Below are 19560 nucleotides of genomic sequence, written 5' to 3' on the forward strand. Positions count from 1 at the left end.
GTCGGCGGGCTGATCGCCAAGGCCGTCTCGCTCGGCGTCAAGCGGATCGTCCTGGGCCTCGGCGGCAGCGCCTGTACGGACGGCGGCGCCGGCATGGTGCAGGCGCTCGGGGTGCGGCTGCGCGACCCGGACGGGGTCGAACTGCCGCCCGGTGGAGCGGCGTTGGGCCGGCTCGCGGAGATCGACCTCGGTTCGCCGGCCCAGGCGCTGGGCGGCGTCGAACTCGTGGTGGCCTGCGACGTGGACAACCCGCTGCTCGGGCCGCGCGGCGCCGCCGCCGTCTACGGCCCGCAGAAGGGCGCCGACGGTGGGGACCTGGTGGTCCTGGAGGCGGGGCTGACCCGGTTCGCCGACCTGGTCGCCGAGGCCACCGGGCGGGACGTCAGGGAGGCGCCCGGTGCCGGCGCCGCGGGCGGGGTGGGCTTCGCCGCCCTCGCGCTGCTCGGCGCCACCATGCGACCCGGCATCGAACTGCTGCTCGATCTGCTGGGCTTCGACGAGGCCGTGCGGGGGGCGCGCCTCGTCGTGACCGGCGAGGGCTGTCTGGACGCGCAGACGCTCCACGGCAAGGCGCCCGCGGGAGTCGCCGCGGCGGCCGCCCGGGCGGGGGTTCCGGTGGCCGTGGTGGCGGGACGGCTGGAGCTCTCCGAGCCCGAGTGGCGGGCCGCCGGGTTCGCCGCCGCGGTGGCCCTGGCCGACCTGGCCGGGCTGCCCGACCTGACCGGCTCGACCGAGCAGTCGGGGGACAGCATGACCAGGGCCGGCGAGCTGGCCGAACTCGCGGGGGAGCGGCTGGCGGAGCGGCTGTTGGCGCCCTGAACTCGCGTACGTCCATCCATTGACGTTTTGTTGAAGGCGGGCCTAGGCTCCCGGCGACCCCTCGGTGCCGCCCGCGATTCCAGCACCCCTGAACCAGCCCCGACCCGGCCTCGAAGCACCCCCGAACCAGCCCCGAACACCCACGACTCCCAGGTTCCGGAGGTCTCCCATGCCATTCAGCCAGCCGACGGTGATCCGCTCCCGACGGGTGGTCCTGCCCGACGGCGAGCGCCCCGCGGACGTGCTGATCCGGGACGGGAAGATCGCCGGGACCGCTCCGCACGGCTCGCTCACGGCCGGCGAGGGCGACCTCGCCGACCTCGGCGACACCGCCCTGCTGCCCGGTCTGGTCGACACCCACGTGCACGTCAACGAGCCCGGCCGCACCGAGTGGGAGGGCTTCGCCACCGCCACCCGGGCCGCCGCGGCCGGCGGCGTCACCACGATCGTCGACATGCCGCTCAACTCGGTCCCGCCCACCACCACGGTGGACGGCCTGGCGGTCAAGCGGAGGGTCGCCGAGGGGCAGGCCTGGGTCGACCTCGGGTTCTGGGGCGGCGCCGTCCCCGGCAACGTCACGGACCTCGAACCGCTGCACCGGCAAGGGGTGTTCGGCTTCAAGAGCTTCCTCGCCCCCTCCGGAGTGGACGAGTTCCCGCACGTCGAGGCCGCCGGCCTGGAGGCCGCGCTGGCCGAGCAGGCCCGGATCGGGGCCCTGGCGATCATCCACGCCGAGGACCAGGCCGTGCTCGCCGCCGCCCCGCAGCAACCAGGCGTCCACTACCGGGACTTCCTGGCCTCCAGGCCCGCCGGCGCGGAGACCGCGGCCGTCACCCGCCTGCTCGACACGGCCCGGCGCACCGGCGCCCGGGTGCACGTCCTGCACGTCTCCTCCGCCGCGGTGCTGCCGCTGCTGAGGCAGGCCCGCGAGGAGGGCGTACGGGTGACCGCCGAGACCTGTCCGCACTACCTGACCCTCGCGGCCGAGCAGGTGCCGGACGGCGGCACCGCCTTCAAGTGCTGTCCGCCGATCCGCGACGAGTCCAACCGGGACGCGCTCTGGGAGGCCCTGGCGAACGGCGAGTTCACCGCCGTCGTCTCCGACCACTCGCCGTCCACCCCCGACCTGAAGCTGCTGCCCGAGTACGGCGGCAGCGGCGACTTCGCCGCCGCCTGGGGCGGCATCGCCTCGCTCCAGCTGGGCCTGCCGGCGGTCTGGACCGAGGCCCGCCGCCGCGGCCACACCCTGGCCGACGTGGTGCGCTGGATGTCCTCGGGACCGGCCGGCCTGGTCGGTCTCACCGGCACCAAGGGCGCCATCGCCGCCGGGCACGACGCGGACCTGGTCGCCTTCGACCCCGACGGCGGGTTCGCCGTCCGGGCGAGCGGGCTGCACCACCGCAACCCGGTGACCCCATACGCGGGCCGGACCCTCACCGGCGTGGTGCGCACCACCTGGCTGCGCGGCCGCGAGGTGGACCTCGCGGCCCGTCCCTTCGGCCGGCAGCTCCTCCTGCCGCACTCCCGTCCCGCCACCCCGTCCGATCGCGTCTGAAGGAGAGTCAGTGACCACCGCCGACACCCCGAGTGCTTCCTTCACCGACCTGGTCGACCTGGCCTCCCGACTGCTCGGCGCAGGCGTCGTCGCCACCAACGAGGACACCTTCGCGGACGCCGAGAACCTGCTGGTCGCCAGGCCGGCCGAGTTCCGCCCGCACACCTTCGGCCACAAGGGCCAGATCATGGACGGCTGGGAGTCCAGGCGCCGCCGCGGCGTCTCCGCGGACCGGCCGCACCCCGCCGACGGGGACCACGACTGGGCGATCGTCCGGCTCGGCGCCGCCGGGGCGATCCGTGGCGTGATCGTGGACACCGCCCACTTCACCGGCAACCACCCGGAGTCCGCCTCGGTCGAGGCCGCGTCCGTGCCCGGCCACCCCTCGCCCGAGGAGCTCCAGGGCGCCGAGTGGACCACGATCGTGCCGCGCACCCCGCTGAAGGGCGACACCGCCCACGAGTTCGCCGTCGCGGACGGCACCCGCTACACCCACGTGCGGCTCGGCATGTTCCCGGACGGCGGCATCGCCCGGCTGCGGGTGCACGGCGAGGTGCTGCCCGACCCGCGCGACCTGGCCGGCCTCACCTTCGACCTGGCCGCCCAGGAGTACGGCGGCGTGGCCGAGGCGGCGTCCGACCGCTACTACTCCTCCCCGCACAACCTGAACGCTCCCGGTCGCGCCTCCGTCATGGGTGACGGCTGGGAGACCCGGCGCCGGCGCGACAAGGCCAACGACTGGGTGCGGATCGCCCTGGCCGGGGGCGGTGAGGTCCTGGCCGTCGAGGTGGACACCTCCTGCTTCGTCGCCAACGCCCCAGGCTGGGCCGACCTGCTGGGCTTCGACGCCTCGGCCGGGGCCGACCCGGCCGACGGCGAGTGGTTCGAACTCCTGCCCCGCACCCGGCTCCAGCCCGACACCAGGCACCGCTACCGTGTCGACGCCGGCCGACAGGTGACCCATGTGCGCATCGACGTTCACCCGGACGGCGGCCTGGCCCGCCTCCGGCTCACCGGCCGCCTCACCGAGGCCGGGCTGGCGGCCCTCGCGCTGCGCTGGTTCGACGCCCTCCCGGCCGCCGAGGCCGCCGCGGCCCTCACCGCGGCCGGTCGTACCGCCGCCGAGGCCGCCGAACTGACCGCCGCCCGCCCGCTGGTGGACTCGTCCGCACCGGCCGCTCCGGCGGCGGCCACCGTGGTCCGGAGCCTGCTCGGCGGCTGACGGCGGCAGTGGACGGTCGCCCTTCCCGGCGCGGGTCTCATGCGACGACAACACGGAGCGGAACCCGCCCGCTTCCACGCCGCGGACGGGGAGCAAGGCGCCCGCCCGCCCGCCTGGCGGGCGCCGTCGCCAGGCCGCGGGCGGGCGGCGGGAACCGACCCTCCCTCGGTGGCCGGTCCACCGCCCGCACCCGCCATCTCCACGGCCGCCGGGCCCGCTTGGGGATGGTGCCTTCCCCCTGGACGGTGGGGGAGGGGCCGTGCCGACGCCCCAGGTCGGGCGGTGGGACAGTACGGATTGTCCACGGATATGTACGGACGGCAGTCGTCCGGGCCGCCGGGTCGATAGGCTGGTGCATGCCCGCGGTCGCTCCGTGGGGGGACATCGGAAGGGGACGACATGTCGACACCAGCCCCGGGTCGTCACGCCGCGCCGGACCAGGGCCCGGCGGGCCCGTTCACCTCCCTCCAGCACGCCCTCAGACTGCTGGAGGCGGTCGACCGTCACCCCGACGGCGCCACCCTGGTGGCCCTCGCCCGGGAGACCGCGCTCGGGCTGCCGACCGTGCGGCGGCTCGCCGAGATCCTGGAGGTCGAGGGCTATCTCCAGTGCCAGGACGGCGGTTGGCTGCTGGGCGGCACCTTCGCCCTGCTCGGGCAGCACAACCGCGAGCAGCTGGTGAAGGCCAGGCTCAACCGCAAGCTCGCCGAACTCCGGGACGAGTTGGGCGCCGCGGTGTACTTCAGCCGCTACCACGACGGCGAGTTGTCGGTGGAGGCGGTCTCGGCCGCCGACTACGCACCGGCCGTCCAGGAGTGGGTGGACTTCCGGGCCACCGCGCACGCCAGCGCGATCGGCAAGTGCCTGCTCAGCCAGCTGGACGCGGACGCCAGGCGCGACCACCTTTCCCGGCACCCGGTCGCCCGGCTCACCTCCCGCACCGTCACCGACGCCGACCAGCTGATGCACCGGCTGGAGCGGCAGCCGGCCACGGTGCCGGTGCTGGACATCCAGGAGTACGCGCTGGGCACGGTGTGCGCGGCCGTGCCGATCACCGCGGGCAGTACGGTCGGCTGCCTGGCCACCTCGATGCCGGCGGACGACGTCCACAAGCTGAAGGCCGCCGCCGAGTTGCTGGCGGCCAGGGCGGCACCGCTGATGCTGGCGATGGCGGTCTGAGCGCCGCCCGTCTCGGAGGGCCCCGTCGGACGCGTGTCGTCCGGCGGGGCCCTCGTGCTTTCCCGGCGTCCGGACTCCCGTCCCGCGGCGGGGTCCGCCCTGCGGGGGCCAGTGTGCGTCACTTATTAGACTCGATGTCGATAAGACTCGCCGAAACCCTTGTCCCCGCGGCTACCCGCGAGTACGTTTCCCTGAGTCGAGCCGCCGCCCCCAGGTCAGGAGGGCCTGCCATGCCCCGTTCCACCCCCGTCCCCGCCCTCGCCGCCCCCGCCGCGCGCGTGCACGACGGACTCGTCCTGGAGCCGCGGGACGTCCGTTTCGACTGGGCCGGGCTGCCGCTGCACTGGATCCCGGACGAGCCCATGGCCACCCACGTCATCAACGTGCTGCACCTGCTGCTGCCCGAGGGGGAGCGGTGGTTCGTCAAGGTGTTCAAGGAGGCGCTGCCGCTCATCCGGGACGAGCAACTGCGGGAGGAGGTCCTCGGGTTCATCGGGCAGGAGGCCATCCACGCCGAGGCGCACCAGGAGGTCCTCGACCACCTGCTCGGCCAGGGGCTCGACCCGCGGCCGTACGTCCGGCAGGTCTCCTGGCTGTTCCGGCGCGTCCTCGGCGACAAGCCGGGGCTGACGTCCGTCCAGCGGCGGGAGAACGTCATCGAGCGGGTCGCCTTCATCGCGGCGATCGAGCACTTCACCGCCTTCCTCGGCAACTGGGCGCTCAACTCGCCCGGCCTGGACCGGGCCAAGGCCGACCCGACGATGCTGGACCTGCTGCGCTGGCACGGCGCGGAGGAGGTCGAGCACCGCAGCGTCGCCTACGACCTGATGGTGCACCTGGATCCGGGGTACCTGCGCCGGGTGCGCGGGATGGCGATCTCCGGGCCGTTGCTGGTCCACCTCTGGGTGCGCGGCGCCCGCTTCCTGCTCGCCGCCGATCCCACCCTGGAGGGGCGGCTCAGGCCCAGCTGGCGGGAGGCCGGCCGGATCGCGAAGCGCGGACTGCTGCCGGACCCGGTCAAGTCGTTCCGCTCCGGGCTGCGCTACCTGCGGCCGGGCTACCACCCGACCCAGGAGGGCTCGTCCAGCCAGGCGCTGGGCTACCTCGCCACCTCCCCGGCCGCCCGCGCGGCCGCCGGGCGCGGCTGACGGGTGACGGGTGGCGGGCGACGTGTGACGGAGTTCAGCGAACAGAAAACATCATCTGTTCGCTGAAATCCGTCTGCTGAAATCTGTTCGCTGAACTCTGACACCCGAACCCCGCCACCCGAACCCCGCCGCCCGTCAGCCGTTCCCCGCCCGCTCCCGACGCCCAAGGACCCCGCCGGATGGACCTGCGCACCCCGCCCCCCGACCTCTACGGCCGCCCCCGAGCCGACGGCTTCATGCGCCGGCTCACCGTCTTCGGCGACCGCTACTCCCCGGCCCTCGGCGGCCCGCTGCTGCGCCGCAACCCCCGCCGCCCGCTCAGCCGCCCCACCCCGCCGCTCCAGCTAGTCGTCGCCGAACGCCGCCGACTGGCCGACGACGTCGTCGAGTTGCGGCTCGCCGACCCCTCCGGCGGCCCGCTGCCCGGCTGGCAGCCCGGCGCCCACCTGCGCCTCGCCCTGCCCTCGGGACGCGAACGCCACTACTCGCTCAGCGGCGACCCGGCCGACGGCACCGCCTACCGCATCGCCGTCCGGCGGCTGCCCGAGGGCGGCGGCGGGTCCGTCGAGGTCCACGACGTCCTGCACCCCGGCACCCGGATCACCGCCCGCCGCCCGCGCAACGGCTTCGCCTTCTGCGCCGAGCCCGCCGTCCTCCTGCTGGCCGGCGGCATCGGCGTCACCCCGCTGCTCCCGATGGCCCGCGAGGCACAGCGGCACGGCCTGGACTGGCGCCTGGTGCACGTCGGCCGCAGCGCCGACACCCTCCCGTACACGGACGAGCTGCGCGCACTCGACCCGCGCCGGGTCGTGCTGCGCACCGACGACGAGCACGGTGGCGTCCCCACCGGGGCCGAACTGCTCGCCCACGCCCCGCGCGGCGCCGCAGTCTACTGCTGCGGCCCGGCCCCGATGCTCACCGCCGTGCAGCGCGCCCTGGACGGGTCCCCGGCCGCCTCCCTGCACTTCGAGCGCTTCGGCGCCGCCCCCGTGACCGGCGGCGAGCCGTTCACCGTACGCCTGGGTGCCGAGGGGCCGACCCTCGACGTCCCCGCCGACCGCTCCGCCCTGGACGTGCTGCGCGAGGCCCGCCCCGACCTCCCGTACTCCTGCCACCAGGGTTTCTGCGGCACCTGCGAGGTCCGCGTGCTGGCCGGCTCGCCCGACCACAGGGACCGCCGCCTCACCTCCGAACAGCGCGCCGCCGGCGCCCTGCTGCCCTGCGTCTCCCGGGCCGCCGAGGGCGAGACCCTCGTGCTCGACGTCCGGTAAGGAGCCCTCCATGGCGAAAGCGATGCCCGCCTTCCGCTACACCGAGCGCGATCTCGCCCGCTTCCGCGAGACCCAGCAACTCGCCTACCACTGTGCCGAACAGGTCGCCGCCTGGATCGAACCCGGTGTCACCGAGCGGCAGGCCACCGCCGAGCTGCGCCGCCGCCTGGTCGCCGCCGGGGTGCAGGACTTCTTCCACGTCCCCTTCGCCTGGTTCGGCGACCGGACGGCGTTCCGGCACTTCCACACCCCGCTCCAGTTCTTCGCCGGCAACCGCCGGCTGGAGGAGGGCATGCCGTACGTGCTGGACTGCGCGCCCGTGGTGGACGGCTACACCGCCGACATCGGCTACGGCGGCAAGGTCGGCGAGAACCGGGTCTGGGACCGCCTGGCCGCCGACCTGAAGGTCTACCGCGAGCTGATCCTCGACGAGGTGCGGGCCCGCAAGCCGCTCGCCGAGGTCTACGCGGCGGTGGACGCCCAGCTCGCCGCGCACGGCTACGACAACCGCCACCAGGTCTACCCGGGCCGGGTGATCGGCCATCAGGTCACCCGCAACACGGCGCGCGGCCCGGCCGGGGTGAACGTGTTCGGCTTCGGCGTGCGCACCCTCCAGACCCTCGGTCGCGAACTCATCTCCGAGCGGCTGCACGGCCGTTCGCCGCTCTGGGCGGACGGCCGCTCGTCCCGGCACGCGCCCACCCCCGGCCTGTGGGCGGTCGAGCCGCACATCGGGTTCCGGGGCGTGGGCATCAAGTTCGAGGAACTGCTGGTGGTCACCGACGACGACGCCTACTGGCTCGACGACGACCTGCCGCACGTCCGCCGCTGGACCGCCACCGGCGAGCAGACTGTCGTCGAGCCGACCGCCGCCGAGCCGACCACCCTGGAGGCCACCCGATGACACCCGCACCGACGCCCCCGCCGACGCCCCCGCCGACGCCCCCGCCGACGCCCCCGCCGACGCCCCCGCCGAGGCCCTCGGCAACGCCCTCGACCACGCCGTCACCCGCGCTTTCGAAGGCACTCCCGAAAGCGGTTCCGACGGCGCCCCCGGTCCGTCGCAGGACCGTCCGCTCCGGCGGCCTCCCGCTCGCCGTCTTCGAACAGGGCGACCCGGCCGCCCCCACCGTCCTCCTCGTGCACGGCTACCCCGACACCCACGCCGTCTGGGACGACATCGCCGCCGACCTCGCCCGCGACCACCACGTGGTCCGCTACGACGTGCGCGGCGCCGGCGAGTCCGGCGTTCCCGCCGACCGGTCCGGCTACCTCCTGGAGCGGCTCGCCGAGGACCTGTTCGCCGTCGCCGACGCCGTCAGCCCGGACCGCCCGGTGCACCTGCTCGCCCACGACTGGGGCTCGATCCAGTCCTGGGAGGCCGTCACCGCACCCGACGCCGAGCACCGGATCGCCTCGTACACCACTCTGTCCGGCCCCAGCCTGGACCACATGGGCCACTGGCTGCGCCACCGGCTGCGCCGCCCCACCCCGCGCCACCTGGGGCAGCTGCTGCACCAGGGCCTGCACTCCTGGTACATCACCGCCTTCCACCTGCCCTACCTCGCCCCCGGCATCTGGCGCCTCGGCCTCGCCCGGGCCTGGCCGCGGGTGCTGCGCGACCTGGAGCACGTCACCCCGCGCGCCGACCACCCGCAGCCCACCCTGCGCCGCGACGCGGTCCGCGGCATCGAGCTGTACCGGGCCAACTTCCGTCCCACCCTGGGCAGTCCGCGCGAGCGGCCGACCGAGGTGCCGGTCCAGCTGATCACCCTCACCCGGGACCGGTACGTCGGCACCTACCTCTCCGAGGGGCTGGAGCGCTGGGTGCCCAAGCTGACCCGCAGGACGCTGCACGCCGGCCACTGGTCGGCGCTGCTGGAGAAGGGAACCACCGTGGCCGGTCTGGTCCGCGAGTTCACCGCCCGCGTCGACGAGGGGCGGGCACGCCCGGCCGAGGACGACGGCCGGCTGGTCGTGGTCACCGGGGGCGGCAGCGGCATCGGCCGGGCCACCGCGCTCGCCTTCGCCGAGGACGGCGCCCGGGTGGTGGTCTGCGACCTCGACCTCGCGGCCGCCGAACGCACCGCCGAACTGGCCTCGCTGATCGGCCCGAAGGCCCACGCCTACCGGGTGGACGTCTCGGACGGGGCCGCCGTGGACGCCTTCGCGCAGACCGTCGCCGCCGAGCACGGGGTGCCCGACGTGATGGTCAACAACGCGGGCATCGGCCACTCCGGGACCTTCCTCCAGACCACCGAGAAGGAGTGGCAGCGGGTCCTGGACGTCAACCTCTGGGGCGTGATCCACGGCTGCCGCGCCTTCGGCACCCTGATGGCCGACCGCGGCCAGGGCGGCCACATCGTCAACGTCTCCTCCGCCGCGGCCTACCTGCCCTCCAAGGCGCTCACCGCCTACGCCACCAGCAAGGCCGCGGTGTTCATGCTCTCCGACTGCCTGCGCGCCGAGTTCACCGGCCACGGCATCGGCGTCTCCACCATCTGCCCCGGCATCGTCAACACCAACATCACCCGCACCTCCACCTTCTCCGCGACCAGCGCCACCGAGCAGGCCGCCAAGCAGGCCCGCGCCGCCAGGCTCTACGCCCGCCGCGGCTTCCCGCCGGAGAAGGTCGCCGCCGCCATCCTCACCGCCGTCCGCACCGGCAGGTCCGTCGTCCCCGTCACCCCCGAGGCCAAGGCCGCCCGTTTCCTCTCCCGTCTCAGCCCCGGGCTCCTCCGCCTCGCCGCCCGCCTCAACATCACCTGACCGGGTGACCATCGACCGGTTCGCAGGAGTGCCCGGGGCCGACTGACCCGGGGCGGGCCGCCGCCCGTCCGGTTGCCGGGCGGCCGCCCGGTGAGGGCGCTCCGGGGCTGTGAGAGCATCGAGGCCCATGGAGATGACAACGGCCCTGTGGTCCTTCGCCCTCGTCGTGGGGCTGCTCACGCTCACCCCCGGACTCGACACCGCGCTGGTCCTGCGGACGTCGGCGCTGGGGCACCGGCGGCAGGCGTGGGGGGTCGTGCTGGGAATCCAGACCGGGACGCTGCTCTGGGGGACGCTGACCTCGGCCGGGGTGACGGCACTGCTGACCGCCTCGCAGACGGCGTACGAGATCCTGCGCTGGGCGGGCGCGGCCTACCTGGTGTGGATGGGCATCGGGATGCTCCGCGACCGGGGTGGCAAGGCGGCGGTCGAGGAGGAGCCGGAGGACGGCGGCTTCGCGCACGGCTGGCGGCGGGGCACGCTCACCAACCTGCTGAACCCCAAGGTCGGGGTCTTCTACGTGGCCGTGCTGCCGCAGTTCATCCCGGCCTCCGCCCCGCACTTCGCCGCCGGTGTGGCGCTGACCTGCGTCCACGTCGTGGAGGGCCTGCTCTGGTCGACGGTCCTGGTGGGCTTCGCCCAGGTGCTGCGCGGCTGGCTGCGCCGGCCGGCCGCCCGGCGGCTGATGGACCGGGTGACCGGCGCGGTCGTGGTGGGCTTCGGCGTGAAGCTGGCACTGGGCGACTGAGGCCGGCGGGCCTGAACGGCCGGGAGGCGCGATCCGGCAGGGGCTTCCGGCCGGTGCCTCAGTGGTCGAGCCGCTTCAGCCCCTCCACCAGTTCGTCGGCGTTCATGCAGAGGTGGATGTCGACGGTGGCGTTGAGCTGTAGCCAGAACGGCTCCGCGAGGGACGGTATCGAGGCCTCGTCCGCCACGTCGACGACGAAGATCATGCCTCGGTGCCCGTTGCGGCTGAGGAAGTAGGCCGCCTCCGGCTTGAGTTGGGCGAGGGTCTGCTGGATCCCCTCGCCGATCGTTCCATCGGTGATGAGCTTGTTCGAGGTCGCGGTGTCGAGTTCGACCTCCAGCAGGGCACGCATGATCCCTGCTCCTTCCCCGGGCTCGGGGCGAGTCCGCAACTCCAGCCTCCCCCGGTCCCGGTGGCCACGCAACGTGAGCGGCGCGGGAGCCCGATCCCGCTCAGGCCGCGTGGGGACGGGGAGTTGGGCCGCCCGCCGCGTCACTCTCCGTCTCCGTTCGCGACACGTCGTGGTGGATCGGCCCGTCCGAGGCGCTCAGCGGCAGGCAGCCGCCGCCGCGCCGGTGGGCGATGATCTCGGCCGCGACCGAGACCGCCGTCTCCTCCGGGGTGCGCGAGCCGAGGTCCAGGCCGATCGGGGAGCGCAGCCGGGCCAGTTCGGCCTCGGTGAGCCCCGCTTCGCGGAGCCGCGCCTCGCGCTCCCGGTGGGTGCGGCGCGAGCCCATCGCGCCGACGTAGCCGACCGGCAGCCGCAGGGCGCGCTCCAGCAGCGGGATGTCGAACTTGGCGTCGTGGGTGAGCACGCACAGCACGGTGCGGCCGTCGATCCGGTCGAGCTGGGAGTCCAGGTAGCGGTGCGGCCAGTCGACCACCACCTCGTCGGCCTCGGGGAAGCGGCGGGCGGTGGCGAAGACCGGCCGGGCGTCGCAGACGGTCACGCGGTAGCCCAGGAACCTGCCGATCCGCACCACCGCGGCCGCGAAGTCGATCGCCCCGAACACCAGCATCCGCGGCGCGGGCACGTACGACTCGACGAAGCAGGTGACGGTGCCCCGCCCGTGCTCGTCGCAGGGGCGTCCGTCCAGGCCGAGCACGAGCCGGCCGGTGCGTCCGGCCTCCAGCATCGCCCGGGCCTGCGCGACGACGGCCCGCTCCAGTCCGCCGACCGTGGACGGCGCGGGGGAGAGCGTGCCGGCGACGCCGTCGGCGGTGACCGCCAGCGCGGCCCCGACCAGCGCGCCGGGCCCGGCGATCACCCGGGTGAGCGCCACCGGCGTGCCGTCCGCGATGTGCGCGATCCCGGCGTCCAGTCCGGCGTCGGCGCCCGGCACCACCGGCTGGACGAACACGTCCAGGGCTCCGCCGCAGGTCAGGCCGACCGCGAAGGCGTCCTCGTCGCTGTACCCGAAGCGCTCCAGCGCCGGCTCGCCGCTCGCGATCGCGGCCTGACACAGCTCGTACACCGCGCCCTCGACGCACCCGCCGGAGACACTGCCGACCGCCTCGCCGTCCGCGTCCACGGCCAGCGCCGCCCCGGGGTCGCGCGGAGCACTGCCGGAGACGCCGACCACGGTGGCCACGGCGAAGGAGCGCCCGGACGCGTGCCAGGCCCGCAGCTGCTCGGCGATGTCCTGCATGGGGAGGCTCCTTACACGGTTTCGACAGTAGCGGGAGGCGCCGCCGTACGGGAAACGATCCCGTACGGCGGCGGTGGCGCCCGAATCCGCGGTGGGCCCCCGGCGTGGACAGGACGGGACAAGGCAGGAGCAGAGCAGAGCAGGACAGGAGCAGAGCAGGACAGGAGAGGACGGGGCAGGGCAGGGCCCCGGGAAGTGCCGACCGGCGGACTCAGCCCGGACGTTCGGTGGTCAGGTGCTCCGGCCGGACCGGGATCCGGTTGAGCGCCAGCCCGGTGGCGTTGCGGATGGCCGCCACGATGGACGGCGTCGCCGAGACGGTCGGCGCCTCGCCGACCCCGCGCAGCCCGTACGGCGCGTTGGGGTCGGGCAGTTCGAGCAGTTCCACCGGGATCGGCGGGGTGTCCAGGATGGTGGGGATCAGGTAGTCGGTGAAGGAGGCGTTGCGCACCCTGCCGTCCCGCACGATGATCTCCTCCATCACCGCGAGGCCCAGCGCCTGGGTGCAGCCGCCCTGGATCTGGCCGACCACGGAGAGCGGGTTGAGCGCCTTGCCGACGTCCTGGACGGCGGTCAGCTCGACCACCTTGACCAGGCCCAGCTCCACGTCCACGTCCACCACCGCGCGGTTGGCACAGAAGGTGTACTGGACGTGGCCGAAGCCCTGGCCGGTCTCCTTGTCGAAGGGCTGGGTGGGCCGGTGGCGGTACTCGCGGGTGAGGTCGATGGTCTCGTCGCCGAGCAGGTCCGCCATGGGGAGCAGCACACCGGCGTGCTCCGAGACCACCTTCCCGCCGGCCAGCGCCAGGTCGTCGTGGGCCCAGCCATAGCGCCGGCGGCCGCGGTCGAACAGTTCCCGGCGCACCGCCTCGGCGGCGACCTTGACCGCGCCGCCGGTCATGTACGTCTGGCGCGAGGCCGAGGTCGAACCGGCCGACCCCACCTCGGTGTTCGCCGGCTGGATGGTGACCTGCTCGACGCCCAGCTCGGTGCGGGCGATCTGGGCGTGCACCGTGACGCCGCCCTGGCCGACCTCGGCCATCGCGGTGTGCACCGTGGCGACCGGCTCGCCGCCGATCACCTCCAGCCGCACCCGGGCGGTGGAGTAGTCGTCGAAGCCCTCGGAGAAGCCGACGTTCTTGATGCCGACCGAGTAGCCGACGCCGCGGACGATCCCCTCGCCGTGCGAGGTGTTGGACAGCGCGCCGGGCAGCCGGCGCAGGTCCGGGTGCTCGGTGTCCAGCGGCAGCGGCAGCGGCATCTCCTTGGCCCGCCGCAGCAGTTCGGCCACCGGCGCGGGCGCGTCGATCTCCTGTCCGGTGGGCATCCGGTCGCCCTGCCGGACGGCGTTGAGCTGCCGCAACTCCACCGGGTCCATGCCCAGTTCGGCGGCCAGCCGGTCCATCTGGGACTCGTAGCCGAACGCCGCCTGCACCGCGCCGAAGCCGCGCATCGCCCCGCAGGACGGGTTGTTGCTGTACAGCGCGAGGGCGTGCATCCGCACGTTCGGGATCACGTACGGGCCGTGCCCGAGCGAGGCCGCGTTGCCGACCACGGCGGGGGAGGAGGAGGCGTACGCGCCGCCGTCCAGCACGATCCGGCAGTCGGCGAAGACCAGCCTGCCGTCCCGGGTGGCGCCGTGCTCGTAGTGCATCCGCGCCGGGTGGCGGTGGACGTGGCCGAAGAAGGACTCGTCCCTGGAGTAGACGATCTTGACCGGTTTGCCGGTGCGCTGGGCCAGCAGGCAGGCGTGGATCTGCATCGACAGGTCCTCGCGGCCGCCGAAAGCGCCGCCGACGCCGGCCAGGGTGAGCCTGATCTTCTCCTCCGGCAGGCCGAGCACCGGCGCCATCTGCTTCCGGTCGACGTGCAGCCACTGGGTGGCGACGTAGAGGTCGATGCCGCCGTCCTCGGCGGGCACCGCGAGGCCGGACTCCGGGCCGAGGAAGGCCTGGTCCTGCATGCCGACCTCGTAGTCGCCGCTGACGACCACGTCCGCCAGCGCCCGCACCTCGTCGGTCACGCCGAGGCCGGAGACCAGCCGCTGCTCGTGGCAGATGTTGCCGTGCGCGTGGGACTTGTACTCGTGCGGCTCGTGCAGGTACCCGTACGTCTCCGGGTCCAGGCACTGCTCCTCGGTGACGATCGGGGTGAGCACCTCGTACTCGACCGCGATCCTCCGCGCCGCGCGGCGGGCCGTCTCCGGGTGGTCGGCGGCGACCAGCGCGACCGCCTCGCCGTGGTACCGGATCCGGTCGACGGCCAGGGCCGGCTGGTCCTGGATCTCCAGGCCGTAGTACTTCGATCCCGGGATGTCCTCGTGCGTCAGCACCGCGTACACGCCGGGCACCGTGAGCGCCTCGGAGACGTCCACCGAGAGGATGTTCGCCCGGGGGTGCGGCGAGCGCAGCGCCGTGCCCCAGAGCATGTCCTCGTGCCACAGGTCGGAGGAGTAGGCGAACTCGCCCCTGACCTTCAGGTGGCCGTCCGGGCGCAGCGACGAGCCGCCGACGCCGTCCTTGGACGCCTGGTTGATGTCCTGGAGGTTCTTCTGCCCCTGGATCGTCCGTGCGTTCACCGCGCACCGGCCTTCCCCGCGCCCGTGCGGGCCGAGGCCAGCCGCACCGCGTCCATGATCTTCTCGTAGCCGGTGCAGCGGCACAGGTTGCCGGACAGCGCCTCGCGGATGTCGTCGTCGCTCGGCCGCGGGTCCTCCTCCAGCAGCGCGTCGGTCTGCACCAGCAGCCCGGGCGTGCAGAAGCCGCACTGGACGGCGCCCGCGTCGACGAACGCCTGCTGGACCAGGCCGAGTTCGCCGTCCGGCCCGCTCAGGCCCTCGACCGTGCGGACCTCGCGGCCCTGCACCTGTCCGGCCGCGACCAGGCAGGCGCAGACCGGGACGCCGTCCAGGTAGACCGTGCAGGAGCCGCACTCGCCCTGCTCGCAGGCGTTCTTCGAGCCCGGCAGGCCGACCCGCTCGCGCAGCACGTACAGCAGGCTCTCGCCCTCCCACACGTCGTCGGCCTCGACCGGCTTGCCGTTGGCGGTGAACGTGACCCTCATCCCGCGCTCCTGATCTGCTTGCCGTAGTCGTTCCAGGTCCAGGTGAGGGTGCGGCGGGCCATCACGGCGAGCGCGTGCCGGCGGTAGTCGGCGGTGCCCCTGACGTCGTCGATCGGCGAGGCCGCGGCCTGCACCAGCTCGCCGAAGCGCCGGACGACCTCGGCGCCCAGCAGCTCGCCCGACTCCCACAGGCCGCGCTCGGCGAGCACCTCCCGGAGGTACTCCTCGGCCTCGACGGCGCGGCGCGGGGTGGGGGCGGCCGAACCGATGCCGGTGCCGACGGTTCCGTTCCGGGGGTGCAGCGCGAAGCCGAACGCGCAGACCGCGATCACCATGGCGTTGCGGGTGCCGATCTTGGAGAACTGCTGCGGCCCGTCCGCCACCGGGATGCGCACGGCCCGGATCAGCTCGTCGGCCTCCAGGCAGTTGCGCTTCACCCCCGTGTAGAAGTCGTCGATCGGGATCAGCCGGGTGCCGCGCACCGACGCCGCCTCGACGGACACGTCCCGTCCGGCGGCCAGCAGGGCCGGGTGCGAGTCACCGGCCGGGGAGGCCGCACCGAGGTTGCCGCCGACGCTGCCGCGGTTGCGGATCTGCGGCGAGCCGACGGTGCGGGCCGCCAGCGCCAGCCCGGGCAGCGGGCCGGACAGCTCCGCGATGATCCGGGCGTACGGGACGGCGGCTCCGAGCCTGACGACGCTGCCGTCGTTCGACCATTCGGCGAGTGCGGTGACGCGGTTCAGGTCGAGGATCGCGGATGGCCGACGCACGTCGAAGTTCAGCTCGACCATGACGTCCGTGCCGCCCGAGATCGGCAGCGCGGCCGGGTTCCCGGCCTTCGCCGCGAGCGCCTCGTCCCAGGTGGTGGGCCGAAGGAACTCCATGCGGGTTTCTCCTCAAGTCGTCGCCCGCCGGGCGCCCGGCGGAGTGTCGCCCAGTGAACCCCTGTGACGAGGCCCGCCGGCAGTCACCGATGGCATGAAGCCCCGGCGGTGAGCCTGCCCGGCATCCTGTACGTTCCTCTAAGGAGGAGAGCCTCGCAGCCCAGGTGTTCGCCGGGTACCACTGACGACCGTAATCCGGCCGCGGTGCGCGAGCCACGGAACCGGGCACACTCCCGCTCGGTCAGGCCCTATCGTTACCCCTTCGTCCCTCCCCCCAAGCCCCGTTAAGGAGTCCGCGGATGCGTGTCCGTGACCTGCTCGCCCCCGGTGCCCCGCGACTGCGCCTGCTCGCGGCCGAGGAAGAGCTGGACCGGCAGGTCAGCGGCGTGATGACGACGGACCTCCAGGACCCGGGCCGCTATCTGCACGGTGGCGAACTGGTGCTCACCGGCATGCTCTGGCGCACCGTCCCGGCCGATTCGGAGCGCTTCGTCCGGACCCTCGCGGCCGGCGGCGCGGTGGCCCTGGCGGCCGGCGAGGCCGAGGTCGGCCCGGTGCCGGAGGACCTGGTCGAGGCCTGCCGCAGGCACCGGATGCCACTGCTGGCCGTCCCCGACGACATCGCCTTCGGCACCGTCACCGAGTTCATCGGCCGCCAGGTCTCGGCCGACCGCGCCGCCGACCTCGCGGCCCTGGTCGACCGGCACCGCCTGCTGGTCTCGGCGGCCGGCGGCGGCGGACTGGACGCCGTCCTGGACCTGCTCGGCGGCGACCTCGACCTGGACTGCTGGGTGCTCACCCCGACCGGCGCGGTGATCGCCGGCCCCGTCGACCGGCTCTCCGCCCAGGACCGCGACCAGCTGGTGCGTGCCCATCTCGCCGCCCAGCGCCAGCGCCGCCGTCCCCCGCACCGGGCCCGGCTGGCGGCCGGCTCCTACTCGCTGCTTCCCGCCCCCGCCTCCGCCGAGCAGGAGACACCGCAGGCCGGCACCGTGCTGGCCGACTGGGTGCTGGTGGTGGCCGGCGACGTCACCGAGTGGACCACCAAGCGCCAGCAGCTCGCCGAGAACCTGGCCCGGCTGGTCGCCGCCGAGCGCCACCGCCGCGACGAGGGCCGCCGGCTGCGCCGCCGCCTCGCCGACGAGCTGCTCGCCCTGCTGCGCCGCGACGCCGACCCGGCCGAGATCAGCCGCACCCTGTACGCCTCCTCGGCGATGGCCGCCCGCTACGAGAGCCCCGAGTCCAAGTCCCCGGCGGAGGAGGACTCCTGGCTGGTGCTCAGCGCCGAGGGCACCGGCCTGCCCGAGGGCGCCGTACGGGCCGTGCTGGAGGAGGCGCTCGGCGGCACCACCGACCGCGCCCTGGTCGCCGGGACGGGCGCCGGCGCCGTGGTGGTGCTGCCCGTGCCGGACGGCCCGGTGCCCGCCGAGGTCCTGCGCGGACTGCTCGCCCCGTTGGAGGCCGGGCTCGGTTCGGAGGGCCGGATCACCCTCGGCGTCTCCGCCCCCGCCGCCGGGGCCGGCGGTCTGCGCGGCGCCCTGGAGGAGGCCAGGCACGCCCGCCGGATCGCCGCCTCCAGGGTCGGCCGGGTCTGCGTCGCGGGCCCCGAGGAGCTGGCCTCGCACGTGCTGCTGCTGGCCGCCGTCCCGGACGAGGTGCGCCGCGCCTTCCGCGGCCGGCTGCTGGACAAGGTGGTCGCGTACGACCTGGAGCACCAGGCGGACCTGGTCCGCACCCTGGAGGCCTTCCTGCGCTCGGACGGCTCCTGGACCCGCTGCGCCGCGCAGCTGCACGTCCACGTGAACACCCTGCGGTACCGGATCGGCCGGATCGAGGAGCTGACCGGGCGTGACCTCTCCCGGCTGGAGGACCGGGTGGACTTCTACCTGGCGCTGGAGCTGGCCTGAGGGAACGGCCGGGTCCCGGGCCAGGGCCGGGGCGAACGCGAGGGCCCGCCGCGACCACGGTCGCGGCGGGCCCTTTCCGTACGGTCGTGCGCTACTGCGCCGGGATGATCGAGGTCAGCCACTGGAAGGCGCCGGGGACCATCTTCTTCCACTGCTCGGTGGTGTGCGGTCCGCTGCCCTCCTCGACCTGGACGGTGGTCGGGGCCTTGGCCGCGCCGCGGATCGCCTCGCCGTCCTCGTAGCCGTCGCCCTTGGAGCCGCTGATCAGCAGGGCGACCTTCGGCGGCTGCGGGGCGGCCTTCAGGATGTTGACCGGGTTGTTGGCCTCGCGCAGCTTCGGGTCCTTGCCGACCAGCGAGTCCTTCTCGTTCGCCGGGTCGTTGTAGCCGGACATCGCGATGCCGGCCCGGTACCGGTTGGGGTGCGCCAGCGACAGCTTGGCCGCGCAGTGCGCGCCGGCCGAGTAGCCGGCGATCGCCCAGCGGTCCGCGGACGGGTCGGCGCGGAAGTTGTCCAGCACCATCTGCGGGACGTCACGGGTGAGCCAGGCGTCGGCGTTGATCTTGCCGGGGATGTCGGTGCAGCCCGCGTCCTGGCTGCTGCCGAGCAGCAGGGTGCGCGGCGAGACCAGGATGAACGGGGCGACCTTGCCCTGCTGCATCAGCGGCTTGAGCTGCTCGGAGACCTTGAGCGTGCCGTACCAGGTGGAGGAGGAGCCCGGGAAGCCCGGGATCAGCTCGACCACGGGGAACTTCTTGTCCTTGAAGGCGGGGTCGTTGTACTGCGGGGGCAGCCAGACCAGCACCTCGCCGTCGACCCCCGAGACCTGGCCCTTGAGCTCGGTCTTCTGCACGTCACCGGGGACGGCCGGGTCGTTCACGCCGCCGAAGCTCTGCTTGATCTTCGGCGGCTCCTTGGCCGCGTCGGCGCTGTGGCCGGGGGCGGTGGCGGCCGGGTCCACCGGTGCCACCGTGGGCACCGCGCGGACGTGGTCGCCGGTGCCCAGCAGGTCATCCCAGTTGCCGTAGATCAGGTTGGCGTTGTTGACCATCACGAAGACCATCACGACGGCCGTGACCTGGCAGAACATGATCATGACGATCCGGGTGAGGTACCGTACCGGTTGCGGGCCCCCGACCTTCCCCCAGAACAGCAGCGCCACTGTGATGGACACCGGCACCAGGATGACGGTGAGGATGAAGAATGGCGTACCTGTCAGTTCCATCGAGTTCTCGTATCCGGCTCGCACGCCGCCCGGGCCCCACTCGCCCGAACGCACGTCAATGGCTTCAGACGGTGCAGAGCCGATGATCGGTTGCCGTCCGAATCTGTGCGGAACCTGAGAG

Annotated in this window: 15 protein-coding genes and 1 pseudogene; 10 read left to right on the plus strand and 6 right to left on the minus strand. The window is 74.0% G+C overall.

The features are described 5' to 3' along the window. From BU198_RS33600 to BU198_RS33640, 9 genes and pseudogenes are all read left to right on the plus strand, one after another. The coding region (locus BU198_RS33600; RefSeq protein WP_188300631.1) for a glycerate kinase at nt 1–819 on the plus strand (819 nt) is incomplete at its 5' end. Nucleotides 820–988: 169 nt separating this feature from the next. Beyond that, on the plus strand, nt 989–2374 hold the full coding sequence (gene allB / locus BU198_RS33605; protein ID WP_188299495.1) for an allantoinase AllB: 1386 nt from the start codon (nt 989–991) through the stop codon (nt 2372–2374). Nucleotides 2375–2384: 10 nt separating this feature from the next. Further along, nucleotides 2385–3596, plus strand: a complete 1212-nt coding sequence (gene alc / locus BU198_RS33610) for an allantoicase (protein ID WP_317620435.1) — start codon at nt 2385–2387, stop codon at nt 3594–3596. 399 nt (nt 3597–3995) lie between these two features. Further along, entirely contained in the window at nt 3996–4775 is a 780-nt protein-coding gene (locus tag BU198_RS33615; protein ID WP_188300632.1) for an IclR family transcriptional regulator, read from the plus strand. A gap of 230 nt (nt 4776–5005) precedes the next feature. After that, on the plus strand, nt 5006–5923 hold the full coding sequence (locus BU198_RS33620) for a metal-dependent hydrolase (protein WP_188300633.1): 918 nt from the start codon (nt 5006–5008) through the stop codon (nt 5921–5923). A 179-nt stretch (nt 5924–6102) separates the two neighbouring features. After that, nucleotides 6103–7194 (plus strand): PDR/VanB family oxidoreductase, encoded by a 1092-nt coding sequence (locus tag BU198_RS33625; RefSeq protein ID WP_188300634.1) that lies wholly within the window; start codon nt 6103–6105, stop codon nt 7192–7194. Between the two features lie 10 nt (nt 7195–7204). Then, on the plus strand, nt 7205–8098 hold the full coding sequence (locus BU198_RS33630; protein WP_223245309.1) for a M24 family metallopeptidase: 894 nt from the start codon (nt 7205–7207) through the stop codon (nt 8096–8098). Between the two features lie 134 nt (nt 8099–8232). Next, nucleotides 8233–9963 (plus strand): annotated as a pseudogene (locus BU198_RS33635) (SDR family oxidoreductase); the annotation flags it as partial. Nucleotides 9964–10090: 127 nt separating this feature from the next. After that, nucleotides 10091–10711 carry a LysE family translocator gene (locus BU198_RS33640; protein WP_188300635.1) on the plus strand — a complete coding sequence of 207 codons (621 nt, stop codon included), beginning with the start codon at nt 10091–10093 and terminating at the stop codon, nt 10709–10711. Nucleotides 10712–10769: 58 nt separating this feature from the next. Here the strand turns inward: BU198_RS33640 and BU198_RS33645 are convergent, their stop codons facing one another. The 5 genes from BU198_RS33645 to BU198_RS33665 form a co-directional block, all read right to left on the minus strand. After that, entirely contained in the window at nt 10770–11063 is a 294-nt protein-coding gene (locus BU198_RS33645; RefSeq protein ID WP_188300636.1) for a hypothetical protein, read from the minus strand. A gap of 100 nt (nt 11064–11163) precedes the next feature. Further along, nucleotides 11164–12360, minus strand: coding sequence for an XdhC family protein (locus BU198_RS33650; RefSeq protein WP_188300637.1), 1197 nt, complete (start codon nt 12358–12360; stop codon nt 11164–11166). Nucleotides 12361–12571: 211 nt separating this feature from the next. After that, nucleotides 12572–14938: a xanthine dehydrogenase subunit D gene (gene pucD, locus BU198_RS33655; RefSeq protein ID WP_188300638.1), complete on the minus strand. Its 2367-nt coding sequence runs from the start codon at nt 14936–14938 to the stop codon at nt 12572–12574. Further along, nucleotides 14935–15423, minus strand: a complete 489-nt coding sequence (locus BU198_RS33660) for a (2Fe-2S)-binding protein (RefSeq protein WP_188300639.1) — start codon at nt 15421–15423, stop codon at nt 14935–14937. The genes pucD and BU198_RS33660 overlap by 4 nt, the downstream gene beginning before the upstream one ends. Then, nucleotides 15420–16307, minus strand: coding sequence for an FAD binding domain-containing protein (locus BU198_RS33665; protein ID WP_188300640.1), 888 nt, complete (start codon nt 16305–16307; stop codon nt 15420–15422). The genes BU198_RS33660 and BU198_RS33665 overlap by 4 nt, the downstream gene beginning before the upstream one ends. A gap of 299 nt (nt 16308–16606) precedes the next feature. Here BU198_RS33665 and BU198_RS33670 point away from each other — a divergent pair, with 299 nt between their 5' ends. Beyond that, complete coding sequence (locus tag BU198_RS33670; protein ID WP_188300641.1) at nt 16607–18214, plus strand: PucR family transcriptional regulator; 1608 nt, start codon at nt 16607–16609, stop codon at nt 18212–18214. 91 nt (nt 18215–18305) lie between these two features. Here the strand turns inward: BU198_RS33670 and BU198_RS33675 are convergent, their stop codons facing one another. Beyond that, on the minus strand, nt 18306–19439 hold the full coding sequence (locus BU198_RS33675; RefSeq protein WP_188300642.1) for an alpha/beta hydrolase: 1134 nt from the start codon (nt 19437–19439) through the stop codon (nt 18306–18308). Between the last annotated feature and the right edge of the window lie 121 nt (nt 19440–19560).

Origin of the sequence: Streptomyces sp. CBMA156 (assembly GCF_014596515.1) — a bacterium.
GTDB lineage: Bacteria > Actinomycetota > Actinomycetes > Streptomycetales > Streptomycetaceae > Kitasatospora.